Here is a 14,351-nt window from a genome sequence, read left to right as displayed (position 1 = left end):
GTGTTTTGCCCGACGCGTCAAACCGCAGTCGCAAGGCCGTAAGTCATTGATCCGGCAGGGGCCGGCTACTGTGCATGGGGTTGTTTTCGCACATTTTATTGGCAGGTCACAAAAGCGTGCGGCAAAAATGACGTTGCGCTGTCGGCCGGCGCTGTTCCCGTTCGTCTTCCACCCAGACAGATCTGACGGGAGACCAAAATGACTCAATCCCCCTACCGCTGGGTGATCGTCGCCGCCGGCGGCCTGCTTGGCTGCGTCGCGATCGGCGGCATGTTTTCGTTGCCGGTGTTCCTGCAGCCGATCGCGAAGGACACCGGCTGGTCGGTGACCGGCATCTCCAGCGCGATGACGATCGGCTTTCTGGCCATGGCCTTCACCAGCATGGTCTGGGGCACGCTGACGGATAGATTCGGGCCGCGGCCGGTGGTGCTGACGGGATCGACGGTGCTGGCACTGAGCCTGTTCGCCGCGAGCCATGCGACCTCGCTGGTCGTGTTCCAGTTCGTATTCGGCCTCCTGGTCGGGGCGGCCTGCGCGGCGATCTTCGCGCCGATGATGGCGACCGTGACCGGCTGGTTCGAGACCCAACGCAGCCTCGCCGTGTCGCTGGTCTCGGCCGGCATGGGCATGGCGCCGATGACGATGGCACCGTTCGCGGCCTGGCTCGTCTCCGGCCACGATTGGCGCACCTCCATGCAGATCGTCGCGCTGGTGGTCGGCGCCATCATGATCCCGGTCTCGTTCCTGGTGCGCCGTCCGCCGGCTCTGGCGCATGCTGCCGCTGCACCAAAGGGCGAGGGCGCGGCGCAGGGCGAGTTGTCAATGGGCGAGGCGCTGCGCTCGCCGCAATTCTTGATCCTGCTCGCCACCAACTTCTTCTGCTGCGCCACTCATTCCGGTCCCATCATCCACACCGTCAGCTATGCGGTGAGCTGCGGCATTCCGCTGGTCGCGGCGGTGACGATCTACAGCATCGAGGGTTTTGCCGGCCTGGGCGGCCGCATCGCCTTCGGCGTGCTCGGCGACCGCTTCGGCGCCAAGCGCGTGCTGGTGTCGGGCCTCCTGCTCCAGGCGTTCGGCGCGCTCGCCTATGTCTTCGCGCATCAGCTCGCCACGTTCTACGCGGTCGGCGCCGTCTTCGGCTTCATCTATGCCGGCACCATGCCGCTCTACGCCGTTCTCATTCGCGAGAACTTTCCGCTCAAGATGATGGGCACGGTGATCGGCGGCTCCGCGATGGCCGGCAGCCTCGGCATGGCGACCGGCCCGCTCGCCGGCGGCCTGATCTACGACGCGTTCTCGAGCTATGCCTGGCTCTATATCGCCTCCTGGGCGATGGGCCTCGGCGCCTTCCTGATGGCAATGACGTTCCGCCCCTTCGCAAAGCCGCAAGGCGAGGCGGCACCGGTGCCGGCGTAAGTTCGAGATCGAGGCGCAGCGTCAGAGCTGCGCCTCGATCGCCGCCTTGTCGATCAGCGACCAGACCTGCCGGATCCGTCCATCGTGGAACGCATAGAAGACGTGCTCGCAAAAGGATACGCGCTTGCCGTTCACGTCGAGGCCCAGGAATTTTCCGGCCGGCGTGCAGTTGAATGTCAGCCGGCAGGCGATGGTGGGCGGATCTGAGGTGAGCAGCGCGATGTTGAAGCGCAGATCCGGAATCTCGCGGAAATCCTGCTCCAGCATCGCGCGATAGCCGGACAGCCCGAGCGGCCGGCCGTTGTGGACGACATCGTCATGCACGAACCGGCCGAGGGCCGGCCAGTCCTGCCGGTTCAGGCAGGCGATGTAGCTGCGATAGGTCTCGGCGAGATCGGCGCTGTTCATCGGGAAGCTCCCATGCTGCAAGCACAACGCAGCAGGAGGCGAATTCGCCTCGCGTCGTCACAGCTGCTTTTCGAAAAACAGATCGGGGTAGGGATCGTCATTGAAGCGCGGGATCTCACGCCAGCCGGTGCTGCGGTAGAGCTGGCCGGCCTCGGGCAGCGCGCTGTTGGTATCGAGCCGCAGCAGCGTGATGCCGAGCTCGCGCGCAGCATCCTCGGTCGCATCCATCAGGCGGCGGCCGAGCCGCAATCCGCGCGCGGCGGGCGCCACCCACAGACGCTTGATCTCGGCATAGCCGTGATCGGTGCCCTTCAATCCGACGCAGCCGATCGGCAGCGTGTCCGAGATCGCAACGATGAAGGTGCCGCGCGGCCGGCGCATGTCCTTGGCATCGGGATCGCGCGAGCGCGAGACATCAAACCCCTGCTTGAAGCGGCGCCCGAGCTCGGCATAGTACTCGCCGAGGCAATGGCGGGCCTCCGCGCTTTGCGGGTCCATCTCGTCCAGCGTGACTCGCTCGCGCGTCAGCGCGGAGGCGATCAGGTCCATCGCCGCCAGCAGCGCCTCGGCTTGCGAGTGTTGCGCCAGGATGCCGTCGGCCTGCGCGTTCGACAGCGCCTCATAGGCCGCGAACTCGCGCCGGCCCGCGCGTGTGAGTTTTGCCATCCGCCGGCGCGCATCGTCCTCACGCGCGTTGGTCTCGATCAGCCCTTCGTCCTCGAGGCTGCGGAGCAGCCGGCTCATCAGCCCGGAGTCGAGGCCGAGATAGTCGCGGATCTCCGCCACGTCCGAGCGTCCGTGCCCGATCGCGTTGAGCACCCGCGCCGCCCCGAGCGGCCGGCCACGCCCCAGGAACGAGGTATCGAGCGCACCGACGGCAGAGGTGACGGCGCGGTTGAAGCGGCGGACGCGGGAGACGGGGTCGAGCATAATGTCTGACTTTAGTCAGATATGCCCCGCTGTCAACGCAAACTGCCTTCGGCGTCGATTTGGAATGCCCCTAGAAATGATGCACGCCGAGCGCCGAGAACGCGCCGTCATGAAGATCATGGCTGTCGCTCTGCTGCCCGAGAAAGCCGAGATGCATCGTCAGCGGTGGCAGCGCCGCCATCGGCACCGCGCCGGCGGTATCGAGTCCGCTGATATCGGCATGGTGCGTCGCGGCGCCGTCATGATGCGAGGCCGGCGGCGTGCTCACGATATCCGTGACCAGCGCGTTGAACAGGTCGGGGGTGGACGCGTCATGTGTGTCGCCACCGACGGAATGCAGCAAGCCGCCGACGAGGCCAGTGACACTGTCGGTGAGCTGGCCAATCGTTCCGGTTACGGCCGACGTCAACTGGGTCACTGTCGTGCTCAGACTGTCCAGCGTGTGCGACACCGCCGCCAGCGAGGTGTCGACAAGGTTCGTGATTGTGCTGCCGAGCTCGTGCAGGGACGACGCCGGATCGATGGAGACGGAGGTCGCGACTTCGGCGTGAGTGGAGCTGGTGCTGATTCCTCCAGGATGATCGGACGCGACGGGAGCAATGGGAGTCGCGGCGTGACTGTCGGCGGGAGCCGTCGCGCTGACCGGGACGACCCGGGTGGCGGCGACATCGACGCCCCCATCGGCATGCGACACGGCGGCAGCCGCGACGTCGGCATGAAGCGCTGTTGACGTTTCGTCCGTCGGAGGTGCGCTCGCGTCATGCTGATCGCCAGAGATCGGTTGGCGGTCGCCCGGCGTCGTCTCAGCCGGCGTCGGATCGCCAAGGTGCGCGGGGGCGGACGGCAGATCCACCGGTCTCGGTTGAGCATCGCTGCTGCCATGATGTCCGGCGGCCTCGGCCTCCTTCAGGAAGGCGACCAGAGCGGTCATGAATGCGACCGTCTCTTCCGTCGTGATGTTGCGGGCAATCTCGGCCTTTTCGGCGCGGCGGTTGTTCTGCTCGGATGCTGCCATTGTTCCTCGTCAGCGTTCGCGGAAGGCGCGGGTCAGCTCGTCGCGCAGCGGCCCGAACAGATATTCGAACAGCGTGCGCGGCCGCGTCGGCACGATCACCTCGGCCGGCATGCCCGATTGCAATTCGATGCGCGACTTCTTGACGTCCTCCGGCTCCAGCGAGACTTCGACGGCGTAATAGCCGGGGCCGCCGGCCTTGTCGTTGGTGACGCGGTCGGCAGAGACCGTTCGCACGGTGCCGTAGAGGCGGGGCCGCTCGACATAGTTGACGCCGGTCAACCGGATTTCGGCGCGGCGGCCGACCGTGACGTCGTTGATGTCGGACAGCTTGAGTTGCGCATCCGCGATCAGCGGATTGTCCGACGGCACGATGTCCATGAGCTTTGCGCCGGGCTGGATCACGCCGCCTTCGGTGAACACGTCGAGCCCGACCACGGATCCGGTCGCAGGCGCGCGGATTTGCGTACGGGTGACGACGTCGGTCGCGGCGTCGATCTTCGGGGCGAGCTCGGCCAGCTTGTTTTCGGTCGAGCGCAGCTGATCGGTGATCTCGCTCATCCGGGCACGCTCGGCCTTGGCGATCTCGGCCTCGTTCTGCGCGATCTGCTGCTGCATGCCGGCGATACTGGCACGCTGCGCGCCGATGTCGGCCTGGAGCTTGGCGTCCTCGCGCTGCAAGGCCAGGATTCGCGTCTTCGGCGTGTAGCCCTGTTCATACAGATGCTGCGCACCGGTCATCTCGTCAGAGAGCAATTCGCGTTGCTTCTCGGCGCCGGTGAGCTGCGCCTGAGTGCCGTCGATCTGCGCGTTCAGCTCGGCGATCTTGCGCCGGAGCACGGCGGTCTCCGCTTCGAACTGGTGCTTTCGCGCGGCCATCATCGCAATCTCGTTCGCCATCGCCTGGCGCAGCGCGGGCCTTGCATCCTTCGGATCGACGCCGAACTCCGGCGCGGCCTGGCCGTCGCGCTCGGCCATCAGCCGCGCTTGCGCCGCGCGCGAGGCGTCGCGGTCGGCGACCAGCACGTCGAGCTTGGCGCGGGGATCACTGTCGTCGAGCACGAGCAGTAGCTGCCCCTTTTCGACGTGAGCGCCGTCGCGGACCAGAAGCTGGCGGATCACGCCGCCATAGGGATGCTGCACGCTCTGGCGTCGTCCCTCGACCTGGAGATTGCCGCTGGCGATGGCCGCGCCCGAGATCGGGGCGAGTGTGCCCCACAACGTCATGGCCGAAGCGAATGCGCCGACCACGATCGCGCCGACCAGGGCGGGCCGTCCCGGCCGCGCGTAATGGGCGCGCTCGCGGTCGGCGATATAGGTTGCACCGAGCGTGCTCATGATGCGGCCGCCCGTGCGGCGGCCTGCTGCTGCAAGGCCTGATAGACCTCGCCGGGCGGGCCGAGCATGTCGAGCATGCCGCTTCGCAGCACCATCATGACGTCGACGATGTCGAGGATCGTGGTGCGGTGAGTGATGACGATGACGGCTGCGCCGTCGGCCTTGGCGCTGAGCAGCGCGGCCTTCAGCGCCTCTTCGCCGGGCCCATCGAGATTGGCGTTGGGCTCATCCAGCACCAGCAGCGGCGGGCGGCCGAGCAGGGCGCGCGCGAGGCCGAGCCGCTGCCGCTGGCCGCCGGAGAGACCGACGCCGCCGACGCCGAGCCGCGTGTCGTACTGCCGGGGCAGGTCGAGCACCATGTCGTGAATGCCGGCGCGAACGGCAGCTTCGATGATCTCGTCGGTCGAGGCATCGCCGAACCGCGCGATGTTTTCGCGTACGGTGCCGGCGAACAGGCCGACATCCTGCGGCAAATAGCCGACATGACGGCCGAATTCGACGGGATCCCAGTGATTGTAGTCGAGCCCGCCGAAGCGCAGCCGTCCGGCAGCGGGTGCCATCGCGCCGACCAGGAGGCGCGCCAGCGTGCTCTTTCCCGAGCCGCTCGGCCCGACGATGCCGAGCGCCTTCCCGCCCGCGAGCTCGAAGGACAGGCCTTTCAGCACCGGTTCGGGCCGTGACGGCAATTCGCAGACCAGCTCGCGCACCTCGACCGTGTTGCGCTGCTTCGGCACGATCGTCTGCGGGGTAGAGAGGTCGATGGTGGCGAGCAGGTCGCGCACCTGCGTGTAGGCGTCGCGCGCGCCGATGAACTGCTTCCAGGTGCCGACCGCTTGCTCGACCGGGACCAGCGCACGGCCCATGACGATGCTGGCCGCAAAAATGGTCGCGGGCGTGATGGCATGGTCGATGGCGAGCCAGGCGCCGGCGCCGAGCATGAGGGATTGCAGCAGCAGGCGGAAGAACCGGATCGACGAGGTCATCACCGCATTCTTGTCGCTGGCGACCGCCTGCTGCACCAGCATCGCGGAGCGCTGGCTCTGCCAGTTGCGTTCGACCGCCGGCTGCATGCCCATGGCGCGGATCACGTCGGCGTGGCGCAGCACATTCTCGGTGAAGACGTAGGACTGGTTGCCGGACGCCTCGGCCTGCTTCATGGGATTGCGGGTCAGGACCTCGTTCACGCCTGCGAGCCCCAGCAGCAACAGCGCGCCGATGGTGGCGACGAGGCCGAGCAGGGGATGGATGAAGAACAGCAGCAGCAGATAGATCGGAATCCAGGGCAAGTCGAACGCAAAATAAATGCCGGAGCCCGTCACGAAGGTGCGGAGCTGGTCGAGATCGCGCAGCTGCTGGGCGCCACGCGAGGCGCCGCGCTCGGCCGATCGTACCACCAGCGCTTCGAACACGCGCGTCGACAGCTCCATGTCGAGCCGTATGCCGCAGCGGATCAGGATCCAGGCGCGGACGGCGTCGAGGCCTGCCATGGTCAGAAGCGCGATGGCGAGGATGAGGGTGAGCAGAACGAGCGTGGAGATGTTTTCATTGAGCAGGACGCGGTTATAGACCTGCATCAGATAGAGCGGTGAAGAGAGGTAGAGCAGGTTGATCGCGCTCGAGAACAGTCCGGCCCAGAGAAAGTGTGGCCAGAGCTTCTTCAGCGCCTCGCGCACGTCGTCGCCGCGACGATAGGGCTGCTCCGCCGCCTCGTCCGCGACCGTCAAGAGCGCTGCCGCCATCTGAATGTCCTTAAGGTGTCAAAAGAGCCTGCGCCGGGGCGCTGGCGGCTACGCATGGCGTGACGTGGGGCCGAGGCCCCACGTCACTATCGGTCATTGGGGAATTGCTACTCAGACCAGACCGTGGAGGAGGCCACCGACATCGAGATGGCCGACGTCCGCACTAAGGCCGACCGCGGTCGGCGCGGAGATCGATGCGTCGATGCCGCCGGTTCCCGCAAGCCCGGGCGCGGACACGTCGATGCTGGGGTTGGTCTCGATCAGCGCTCCCACATCGAGCGTGTGGGACAGATCGACCGAGCCGCTGGCGCCGGCCGTTGCACTTCCACCTGCATCGGCGACGCCTGACAGCGCACCCGTTGCTGTTCCAAGCAGGCCATCGACCGTGCCGAGCAGGTTTCCGAGAAGAGCCATGTGAACTCCTTTGAGGTTGGCAGTTGAGATCGCGACAGAAGAGTCGCTGACCATGAATCCTCCACGCCGCCAAAGGTTGCGGACTCATATGCGGCCATTTGGTGCTGATTTGTTGGGCGAGGAACTTCGAGCCGGGAAGGGCAGCGCGCCTGAGCTCGCAGAAGAGATTCGCAACGCGGATGGAGCGAAGGGAAATCAGAAAACCTCGGACTGCGCTGCGCGCCGTAACGGTCTCGTGCCCCGGACGCTGCGCAGCACGAAGTGATGCGCTGCAGAGCCGGGGCCCATGCATCAGCGAGTGCGCGGCCTGCTGGGTCCCGGACGCGCTGCAACGCCAAGAGCGTTGCAGCGCGTCCGGGACACGAGAGGGAGGTATGCCGCCACTCGACAACTCCGTCATTGCGAGTGCAGCGAAGCAATCCAGAAATCTATCCGCCGAAAAAGTCTGGAGTGCTTCGCTGCGCTCGCATGACGATGTTAAAGCGGTCGCGCGCCGCTTTGTGAGTTGTGTCCGCAGCGCGAGCCGCTACCATAGGCCCTTCCTGTGACATGCAGGAGTCAGCACAGCAAGCGGGGACAACATGAGCGGACAGGATCGCAAAGTCAAAGGATCGGACCTGTTTGTCGCAGCGCTGGAGAACGAGGGCGTCGACCGCATCTTCGGTGTCCCCGGGGAGGAGAATCTCGATCTCGTCGAATCGCTCCGCACCTCCAGGATCGAGCTGGTCTTGACCCGCCACGAGCAGGCCGCCGCCTTCATGGCCGCCACGCATGGGCGGTTGACCGGCAAGCCCGGCGTATGTCTGTCGACGCTTGGGCCTGGCGCACTCAATCTGTCGACCGGCGCGGCCTATGCACATCTCGGCGCGATGCCGATGATCCTGATCACCGGGCAGAAGCCGATCATGAGCAGCCGGCAGGCGCGATTCCAGATCGTCGACGTGGTCGCGACCATGAAGCCGCTGACGAAATTGTCGCGGCAGATCGTCAGCGCCTCCAGCATCCCGACCGTGGTGCGCGATGCCTTTCGCGTCGCGATGGAAGAGCGGCCAGGGCCGGTGCATCTCGAATTGCCCGAGGATATCGCCGGCGATGAAGTGCCCGCCGCGCCGGTCATTCCGGTTCACCCGATCGAAATTCCGGTCGCCCATCGCGCCGCGCTCGATCGGGCCGCCGAGATGATCCTGACCGCAAAGCGTCCGCTGGTGATGATGGGCGCTGCGACCAGCCGTCCGCGGTCGACGCATGGCATCGCAAGCTTCGTGCGGCGGACCGGCATTCCCTTCTTCACCACGCAGATGGGCAAGGGCACCGTGCCCGGCGGCACCAATCTCTATATGGGGACTGCCGCGCTGTCCGAACGCGACTACGTCCATGACGCGATCGATGCCGCCGACCTGATCGTCGCGATCGGCCACGACCCCGTCGAGAAGCCGCCTTTCATCATGGGGCCGGCGGGGCCGAAGGTGATTCACGTGAGCTACACGCCGGCGAGCGTCGAGCTGGTCTATTTTCCCGACGCCGAGGTCGTCGGCGACGTCGGCCCGAGCCTGGAGCTGCTCGCCGACCGGCTCGAAGGCAAGCTGCCGCAGGCGGCGGCGCTCTTGCCGTTGCGCGAAGAGATCCTCAGTCACATCGGCGATCGCGCCACCGAGGCGCGCTGGCCGCCGACGCCGCAGCGGATCGTGCACGAGATCCGCCAAGTGATCCCGGAGAACGGCATCGTCGCGCTCGACAACGGCATGTACAAGATCTGGTTCGCGCGGAATTACCGCACCCGTGTCGCCAACACGCTGCTGCTCGACAACGCGCTGGCGACGATGGGTGCCGGCCTGCCGTCGGCGATGATGGCCGCGATGCTCCATCCGGACCGCCGCGTGCTCGCGGTCGCCGGCGACGGCGGCTTCATGATGAACAGCCAGGAGATGGAGACCGCCGTTCGCCTCAAGCTCAATCTCGTCGTGCTGGTGCTCGAGGACAACGCCTATGGCATGATCCGCTGGAAGCAGGCGGTCGATCATTTTGCCGATTACGGCATGACCTTTGGAAATCCGGACTTTGTCGTCTATGCGAAGGCCTACGGCGCCAAGGGGCATCGTATCGCGAGCATCGACAGCTTCGGCCCGACGCTGGAGGCGGCCTTCAAGGAGGGCGGCGTGCACCTGGTCTCGATCCCAATCGATTATTCGGAGAACGTGCGCGTGCTTGTCGACGAGCTGCGGGCGCATGAGAAATCGAAGGCGTGAGTCGATGCTCTCACCACACTCGTCATTGCGAGCGCAGCGAAGCAATCCAGAATCTTTCCGCGGCCACAGTCTGGATTGCTTCGCTGCGCTCGCAATGACGGAGCTTTCGGCTGAGACCTCCTACCAACGTGAGGATCTCACTTGTGTCGCGATCTCCGATCGCCGACACTCTCAATCACCAAACCAATGACAGGAATCAGGAAATGACTCGCGTTCGTTGTGTCACCGAGATGGGCATGGGCGTCGACGTCCACGGCAGGGACGCCACCAAGGCGGCGAAGCGGGCGGTGTCGGACGCGATCAGGCATTCGAGCCTCGGATTTTTCCGGATGATCGGCAAGACCGCGAACGACATGTACGTCGACGTCACGATCGGCGTGCCGAATCCGGAAGCCGTCGACAAGGAAGCGGTCGCCAAGGAGCTGCCTTACGGCACGGTGACCGTCAACGCAGTCAAGGGCGGGCTGGAGATTCCCTCGGCCACGGAAGTGGCCAACGACCCCATTCTCATCGCCAATGCGGCGGTGATCGTCAGCTTCGACAAGGACTAGGCCGGTGTCCGACAGCGATGTGGCGCTGCTGGATCGTCCGATTTGGAGCGCGCTGACAACCAGCCAGAAACATCTGGCCGAAGGCGGCCCGCGCGCGCTGCGCTATCCCGTGGACATGACGCCCTTTGCCGACATGGTCGACATGTCGGCGGCGAGCTTCGCCGCGCTCGGTGATCTCATGTCGGGCTCGCAGGTCGCTGCATTGTTCACGCCGGAGCCCGTCGATGTCCCCGCCGGCTTCAAGGTCGTGCTCGCCGAGAGCGGCGAGCAGATGATCGGATCGCCGGCCGACAGTCCGCTCCGCGATGCCGAGATCGTCACGCTGGGGCCCGCCGACGTGCCTGCCATGATGGCGCTGACCGAGCTGACCAAGCCCGGTCCATTCGCGCTGCGCACGCACGAACTCGGCACGTTCTTCGGCATCCGTGCCGGCGGCGAACTGATCGCGATGGCCGGCGAGCGGATGAAGCCAGGCAATTTCACGGAGATGACGGCCGTCTGCGTCCACCCTGATCATCGCGGGCGCGGCTATGCGCAGGCGCTGCTCGCGACGGTCGCGCGGCAGATCGAGGCCCGCGGCGAATTTCCGTTCCTGCACGTGTTTACCAAGAATACGTCTGCGATTGCGCTGTACGAGCGGCAGGGCATGCGGATTCGGCGTCGCCTGCATGTCACTGCGTTCATGAAGGGAGGATAGCGCTCGCGGGGGATCTTCATTTCCCGCGAATTCCCGCTATATCCGACCCGACGATCATTGGGGAAAACACATGGACGCCAGGACACCAGATTTTTCCGCCGCACGGACGGCGATGCAGCGTTACGTCGATCAGGAGATCATCCCGGGTGCATCCTGGGCGGTGCTGCGGGGCCGCGATGTCGTCGACCAGCAATGCGTCGGGTTCGCCGACCGCGAGAGCAGCACTGCGCTGCGGCCCGACCACATCTTCCGCGCCTTCTCCAACACCAAGATCTTCATCACCTGCGCCATCATGCTGCTGGTCGAGGAAGGCCGCGTCGGGCTCGATGATGCCGTCGAGAAATTTCTGCCGCAGCTCGGCCATCGCAAGGTGTTGAAGCCGGGTGCTGCGAGCCTTAGCGATGTCGAGCCGGCGAGGAGCGCGATCACGATCCGCCAGCTGCTGACCCACACGTCCGGGCTCAGCTACGGCATCTTCGATCCCGGCACGGTGCTGTTCAAAGGCTACAACGAGGCGCGCGTGCTCAATCCGCTGACGCCGCTCGCCGACATGATCGACCGGCTTGCCGATCTGCCGTTGTCCTATCATCCCGGCACCGGCTGGGAATATTCGGTGGCGACCGACGTGCTCGGCCGTGTCGTCGAGGTCGTCTCCGGCCAGCCGCTCGACGCCTTCCTCAAGGCGCGCATCTTCGATCCGCTCGGCATGATCGATACCGGCTTCCACGTGCCGGAAGCGCAGCAGGGCAGGCTGGTCGCACTCTATAACGGCGCTGATGTGCTTGATCCGATGAAGCCCGGCCTCACGCGGGCCGATCATCTGCCTTATCCTCAGGCCTATCGGCGGCCGTTGCCGCGGTTGTCCGGCGGCGGCGGTCTGGTCTCGACCTTGGCCGACATGCTGGCGCTGGTGCGCGCGCTGCTGCCCGGTTCTGATGCGCTGCTGAAGCCGGAGACGCTGCGGCAGATGATGACGAACCAACTGCCCGCCGGCCAGACCATCCGCTTCGCCAATCTCGGGCCGATCCCCGGCAAGGGCTTTGGCCTCGGCGGTGCCGTCACCTTCGCACCGACGTCGTTCGATCCGCCGAATTCGATTGGCGAATTCCAGTGGGGCGGGCTTGCTGGCACCCATTGGTGGATCTGCCCTGAGGCCAACACCGCCGGCGTGCTGATGGCCCAGCGCTACATGGGATTCTGGAATCCCTTCTTCTTCGAGTTCAAGCGCCTAGCTTATCAGGCGGCCGGAGGCTGATCCCGAAAAAATCTTCCGACGCTGCGAATCCTTTTTGGGGATCGCGCCCTCTAGATGGTCGAGACGATCAGTCTCGGCCCATATCGGAGGATGTGATGGGATTTCACAGGAAGAACATCGGCGGCCCGCATCAGGCGGTGCGGGTCGTCTTGGGTATCGGGGTCGCGGTCGCAGCGTTGGTCTATCTCGCCGGCTCCGCGGCGTGGCTGGTCGCGCTCGGCGGCGCGCGCTTAGCAGTGACCGGCCTCGTCGGCTATTGCCCGATGTGCGCGATGGCCGGCATCGGCAAGGGAGGGACATCGTGAGCGCGGCTGCGATCTCGCCAAATCTGTTCGAGGCCGCGCGGCTCGGCGACCCCCAGGCGATCGCGTGTCTGCTGGAGACGGCACAGCCCGACATCCGCCGCTATGCGCGGGCGACCTGCCGCAGCTCGGCCGATGCCGAGGATGCGACGCAGGAAGCGATGTGGATCCTGTTCCGCCATGTCGGGACGATCCGCTCGCTGCTGGCGTTTTCGGCCTGGCTGTTCAGCGCGGTCCGCCGCGAATGCCTGCGGCTCGCGCGCAAGGCAGGCCTTGCGCCGGCGATCGACGACGGCGAGGCGGAGGCGGCGCTGCTGGCTCGCCCGGAAGCCGATCTGCGGCTCGATGTGGCCGCCGCCTTCGAGGCCTGCCGCCGCACTATCGCGATGTCGCCCTGATGCGCGACGTCAAGGAAATGACCATCGACGAGATCGCCGCCGCGCTCGGAGCTTCCAGGCAGACCGTCAAGGCCCGCCTGCATCGCGCCCGCGCCCTGACGCGCGAATATCTGACGAGATGAGACACGGCGCAACGCGTCACCGGGCAAAGACACGAAAGTGTTGCGAGTGGGGAAGCTTACCTCCCACTCGCTGTTTGCGTCAGTCCTTCCACGGATCGAACTCGCCTTCGCCGGCCATGGCGACGGCGAACGGCCGCAGCGTGTGCAGCACCCGCACGGTGCCGGCGTGCTGCGCCAGCACGTCCGGCAGGCGGCGATAGGCCATCGGGCTCTCATCGAGGTCGGCACCAACAAGGGTGACGCCGCGCTCGCTCAGCCATCGGTCCATTTCCGCGCGCGAGAAGCGCCGCTTCGCCTCTCGTCGTCCGAACAGGCGGCCGGCGCCGTGCACGGTCGAGTACAGCGAAGCCTTGGCCTCCGGACTGTCGACGCCTTCGAGGATGACGGCATCGTCGCCCATCGAGCCGCCGACGAATCCCTTCTGGCCGGGAAACGCCGGCGTCGCGCCCTTGCGCACCACCCACAGATCCTTGCCCTCGTGGGTCTCACGCCAGGCGTAATTGTGGTGGTTGTGCACGCTCTCGATCACGCTGCCGCCGATGATCTGGCGGACTCGCTCGACGACCCACTCGCGACCCGCATAGGCGTAACGCCCGGCGAGATGCATCGCCGCGATGTAGCGGCGGCCGAGCTCGGACTCCTCGTCGACCACGGCGGGCGGGACGTTCATGCCATCCTTGCCGCCGGCGGCCTTGAGGTAGCGCGTCGCGGAGGTGTGTCCGAGGCCGCGGCTTCCGAAGTGGACGCCGATCCAGACAAAGCCTTCCTCGTCACGCATGAGGTCGACATAGTGATTGCCCGATCCGACCGTGCCGAGCTGGCTCATCGCCTTCTGACGGTAGGCCTCCATGTCGCTCTCGCGCCAGGCATCGCCGTCGTCGAACAGCGCGTGCTCGGCCCGCTCGGCATTGGCGCGGCCGACACCGAACGAGATTGTCTTGGCGACGTCGCGGATGATCGTGGGCACGATGTTGGCGATGTCGTCGAAGCGCGTGTCGAGCTTTGCGGCCATGTTGCCGCAGCCGATGTCGAAGCCGACGCCGGAGATGCTGATCTGCTTCTCGTAGGCGATGACCCCGCCGACCGGCTGGGCGTAGCCGAGATGGCCATCGGCGCAGATCACGCCGGATACGACATTGCCGACCGCCATGCAGTTGCGCATCTGCGCCACGGTCGCCTCCTCATGCGGGCCGAAGATCTTCAGCGGCGCGTTCTGGAAGCGCGCCTCCTGCGGACGCAGGTTCGCGATCTCGCTCGCGGCGGTGTTGGCCTCGCGGGCGAGCTGCTCCTTGCGCGCGGCGTCCCGGTACGAGCACCAGGCCGGCTGGCCGCGTCCTTCGCCGACGCGCGAGTCGGGATCGATGCCGGCGGCGAGGCAGAGCTCGCGGGCGCGTTCCGTGTAGGGATCGGGTCGTCGCATGGCCTTGAGTCCTGCTTGGCCCCGGGGCGCAGTCCCGCGTCCGGGGTCGTTGTCGTTGCGCATCAATTAAACGCCGTCTCCGACGCAGCGATCCACGCAA

Annotated in this window: 13 protein-coding genes and 1 pseudogene; 7 read left to right on the top strand and 7 right to left on the bottom strand. The window is 66.1% G+C overall.

The features are described 5' to 3' along the window. Window positions 1-198 precede the first annotated feature (198 nt). Entirely contained in the window at window positions 199-1,419 is a 1,221-nt protein-coding gene (locus tag ACSKB8_RS34490; protein WP_438108931.1) for an MFS transporter, read from the top strand. Between the two features lie 21 nt (window positions 1,420-1,440). Here the strand turns inward: ACSKB8_RS34490 and ACSKB8_RS34485 are convergent, their stop codons facing one another. The 6 genes from ACSKB8_RS34485 to ACSKB8_RS34460 all read right to left on the bottom strand — a co-directional run bounded on the left by ACSKB8_RS34485 (window position 1,441) and on the right by ACSKB8_RS34460 (window position 7,260). Further along, window positions 1,441-1,827, bottom strand: coding sequence for an ester cyclase (locus ACSKB8_RS34485; RefSeq protein WP_438108929.1), 387 nt, complete (start codon window positions 1,825-1,827; stop codon window positions 1,441-1,443). Window positions 1,828-1,884: 57 nt separating this feature from the next. Continuing rightward, window positions 1,885-2,757, bottom strand: coding sequence for a bifunctional helix-turn-helix transcriptional regulator/GNAT family N-acetyltransferase (locus tag ACSKB8_RS34480; RefSeq protein WP_091894945.1), 873 nt, complete (start codon window positions 2,755-2,757; stop codon window positions 1,885-1,887). A gap of 70 nt (window positions 2,758-2,827) precedes the next feature. Then, the gene (locus ACSKB8_RS34475; RefSeq protein ID WP_438108927.1) at window positions 2,828-3,772 is read right to left on the bottom strand and encodes a hypothetical protein; all 945 of its coding nucleotides are present in this window, start codon (window positions 3,770-3,772) and stop codon (window positions 2,828-2,830) included. 9 nt (window positions 3,773-3,781) lie between these two features. After that, window positions 3,782-5,107, bottom strand: coding sequence for an HlyD family type I secretion periplasmic adaptor subunit (locus ACSKB8_RS34470; protein ID WP_438108925.1), 1,326 nt, complete (start codon window positions 5,105-5,107; stop codon window positions 3,782-3,784). After that, the gene (locus tag ACSKB8_RS34465) at window positions 5,104-6,846 is read right to left on the bottom strand and encodes a type I secretion system permease/ATPase (RefSeq protein ID WP_438108923.1); all 1,743 of its coding nucleotides are present in this window, start codon (window positions 6,844-6,846) and stop codon (window positions 5,104-5,106) included. Before ACSKB8_RS34465 ends, ACSKB8_RS34470 begins: the two co-directional genes overlap by 4 nt. A 111-nt stretch (window positions 6,847-6,957) precedes the next feature. Beyond that, entirely contained in the window at window positions 6,958-7,260 is a 303-nt protein-coding gene (locus tag ACSKB8_RS34460) for a hypothetical protein (protein WP_091894953.1), read from the bottom strand. A 581-nt stretch (window positions 7,261-7,841) separates the two neighbouring features. Here ACSKB8_RS34460 and ACSKB8_RS34455 point away from each other — a divergent pair. The 6 genes and pseudogenes from ACSKB8_RS34455 to ACSKB8_RS34430 all read left to right on the top strand — a co-directional run bounded on the left by ACSKB8_RS34455 (window position 7,842) and on the right by ACSKB8_RS34430 (window position 12,831). Next, window positions 7,842-9,506: an acetolactate synthase large subunit gene (locus ACSKB8_RS34455; protein ID WP_438108921.1), complete on the top strand. Its 1,665-nt coding sequence runs from the start codon at window positions 7,842-7,844 to the stop codon at window positions 9,504-9,506. A 203-nt stretch (window positions 9,507-9,709) separates the two neighbouring features. Continuing rightward, on the top strand, window positions 9,710-10,057 hold the full coding sequence (locus ACSKB8_RS34450; RefSeq protein WP_370986869.1) for a Lin0512 family protein: 348 nt from the start codon (window positions 9,710-9,712) through the stop codon (window positions 10,055-10,057). A 4-nt stretch (window positions 10,058-10,061) separates the two neighbouring features. Then, entirely contained in the window at window positions 10,062-10,754 is a 693-nt protein-coding gene (locus tag ACSKB8_RS34445; protein WP_370986870.1) for a GNAT family N-acetyltransferase, read from the top strand. Window positions 10,755-10,824: 70 nt separating this feature from the next. Further along, the gene (locus ACSKB8_RS34440) at window positions 10,825-12,009 is read left to right on the top strand and encodes a serine hydrolase domain-containing protein (protein WP_438108920.1); all 1,185 of its coding nucleotides are present in this window, start codon (window positions 10,825-10,827) and stop codon (window positions 12,007-12,009) included. A 95-nt stretch (window positions 12,010-12,104) separates the two neighbouring features. After that, complete coding sequence (locus ACSKB8_RS34435) at window positions 12,105-12,314, top strand: YgaP family membrane protein (RefSeq protein WP_438108918.1); 210 nt, start codon at window positions 12,105-12,107, stop codon at window positions 12,312-12,314. After that, a pseudogene (locus tag ACSKB8_RS34430) lies at window positions 12,311-12,831 on the top strand (RNA polymerase sigma factor). Before ACSKB8_RS34435 ends, ACSKB8_RS34430 begins: the two are co-directional and overlap by 4 nt. A 79-nt stretch (window positions 12,832-12,910) precedes the next feature. Here ACSKB8_RS34430 and ACSKB8_RS34425 read toward each other — a convergent pair. After that, window positions 12,911-14,251: an RtcB family protein gene (locus ACSKB8_RS34425; RefSeq protein WP_438108916.1), complete on the bottom strand. Its 1,341-nt coding sequence runs from the start codon at window positions 14,249-14,251 to the stop codon at window positions 12,911-12,913. Window positions 14,252-14,351: the final 100 nt, after the last annotated feature.

Origin of the sequence: Bradyrhizobium sp. BR 1432, from assembly GCF_051547705.1 — a bacterium.
In the GTDB taxonomy this organism is placed as follows: domain Bacteria; phylum Pseudomonadota; class Alphaproteobacteria; order Rhizobiales; family Xanthobacteraceae; genus Bradyrhizobium; species Bradyrhizobium zhanjiangense.
This window is presented reverse-complemented; position numbering and strand designations above follow the sequence as displayed.

Coding starts and splice junctions, on each gene's coding strand:
- ACSKB8_RS34490 (WP_438108931.1), top strand. CDS start 199: ATGACTCAATCCCCCTACCGCTGGGTGATCGTCGCCGCCGGCGGCCTG.
- ACSKB8_RS34485 (WP_438108929.1), bottom strand. CDS start 1,827: ATGAACAGCGCCGATCTCGCCGAGACCTATCGCAGCTACATCGCCTGC.
- ACSKB8_RS34480 (WP_091894945.1), bottom strand. CDS start 2,757: ATGCTCGACCCCGTCTCCCGCGTCCGCCGCTTCAACCGCGCCGTCACC.
- ACSKB8_RS34475 (WP_438108927.1), bottom strand. CDS start 3,772: ATGGCAGCATCCGAGCAGAACAACCGCCGCGCCGAAAAGGCCGAGATT.
- ACSKB8_RS34470 (WP_438108925.1), bottom strand. CDS start 5,107: ATGAGCACGCTCGGTGCAACCTATATCGCCGACCGCGAGCGCGCCCAT.
- ACSKB8_RS34465 (WP_438108923.1), bottom strand. CDS start 6,846: ATGGCGGCAGCGCTCTTGACGGTCGCGGACGAGGCGGCGGAGCAGCCC.
- ACSKB8_RS34460 (WP_091894953.1), bottom strand. CDS start 7,260: ATGGCTCTTCTCGGAAACCTGCTCGGCACGGTCGATGGCCTGCTTGGA.
- ACSKB8_RS34455 (WP_438108921.1), top strand. CDS start 7,842: ATGAGCGGACAGGATCGCAAAGTCAAAGGATCGGACCTGTTTGTCGCA.
- ACSKB8_RS34450 (WP_370986869.1), top strand. CDS start 9,710: ATGACTCGCGTTCGTTGTGTCACCGAGATGGGCATGGGCGTCGACGTC.
- ACSKB8_RS34440 (WP_438108920.1), top strand. CDS start 10,825: ATGGACGCCAGGACACCAGATTTTTCCGCCGCACGGACGGCGATGCAG.
- ACSKB8_RS34435 (WP_438108918.1), top strand. CDS start 12,105: ATGGGATTTCACAGGAAGAACATCGGCGGCCCGCATCAGGCGGTGCGG.
- ACSKB8_RS34425 (WP_438108916.1), bottom strand. CDS start 14,251: ATGCGACGACCCGATCCCTACACGGAACGCGCCCGCGAGCTCTGCCTC.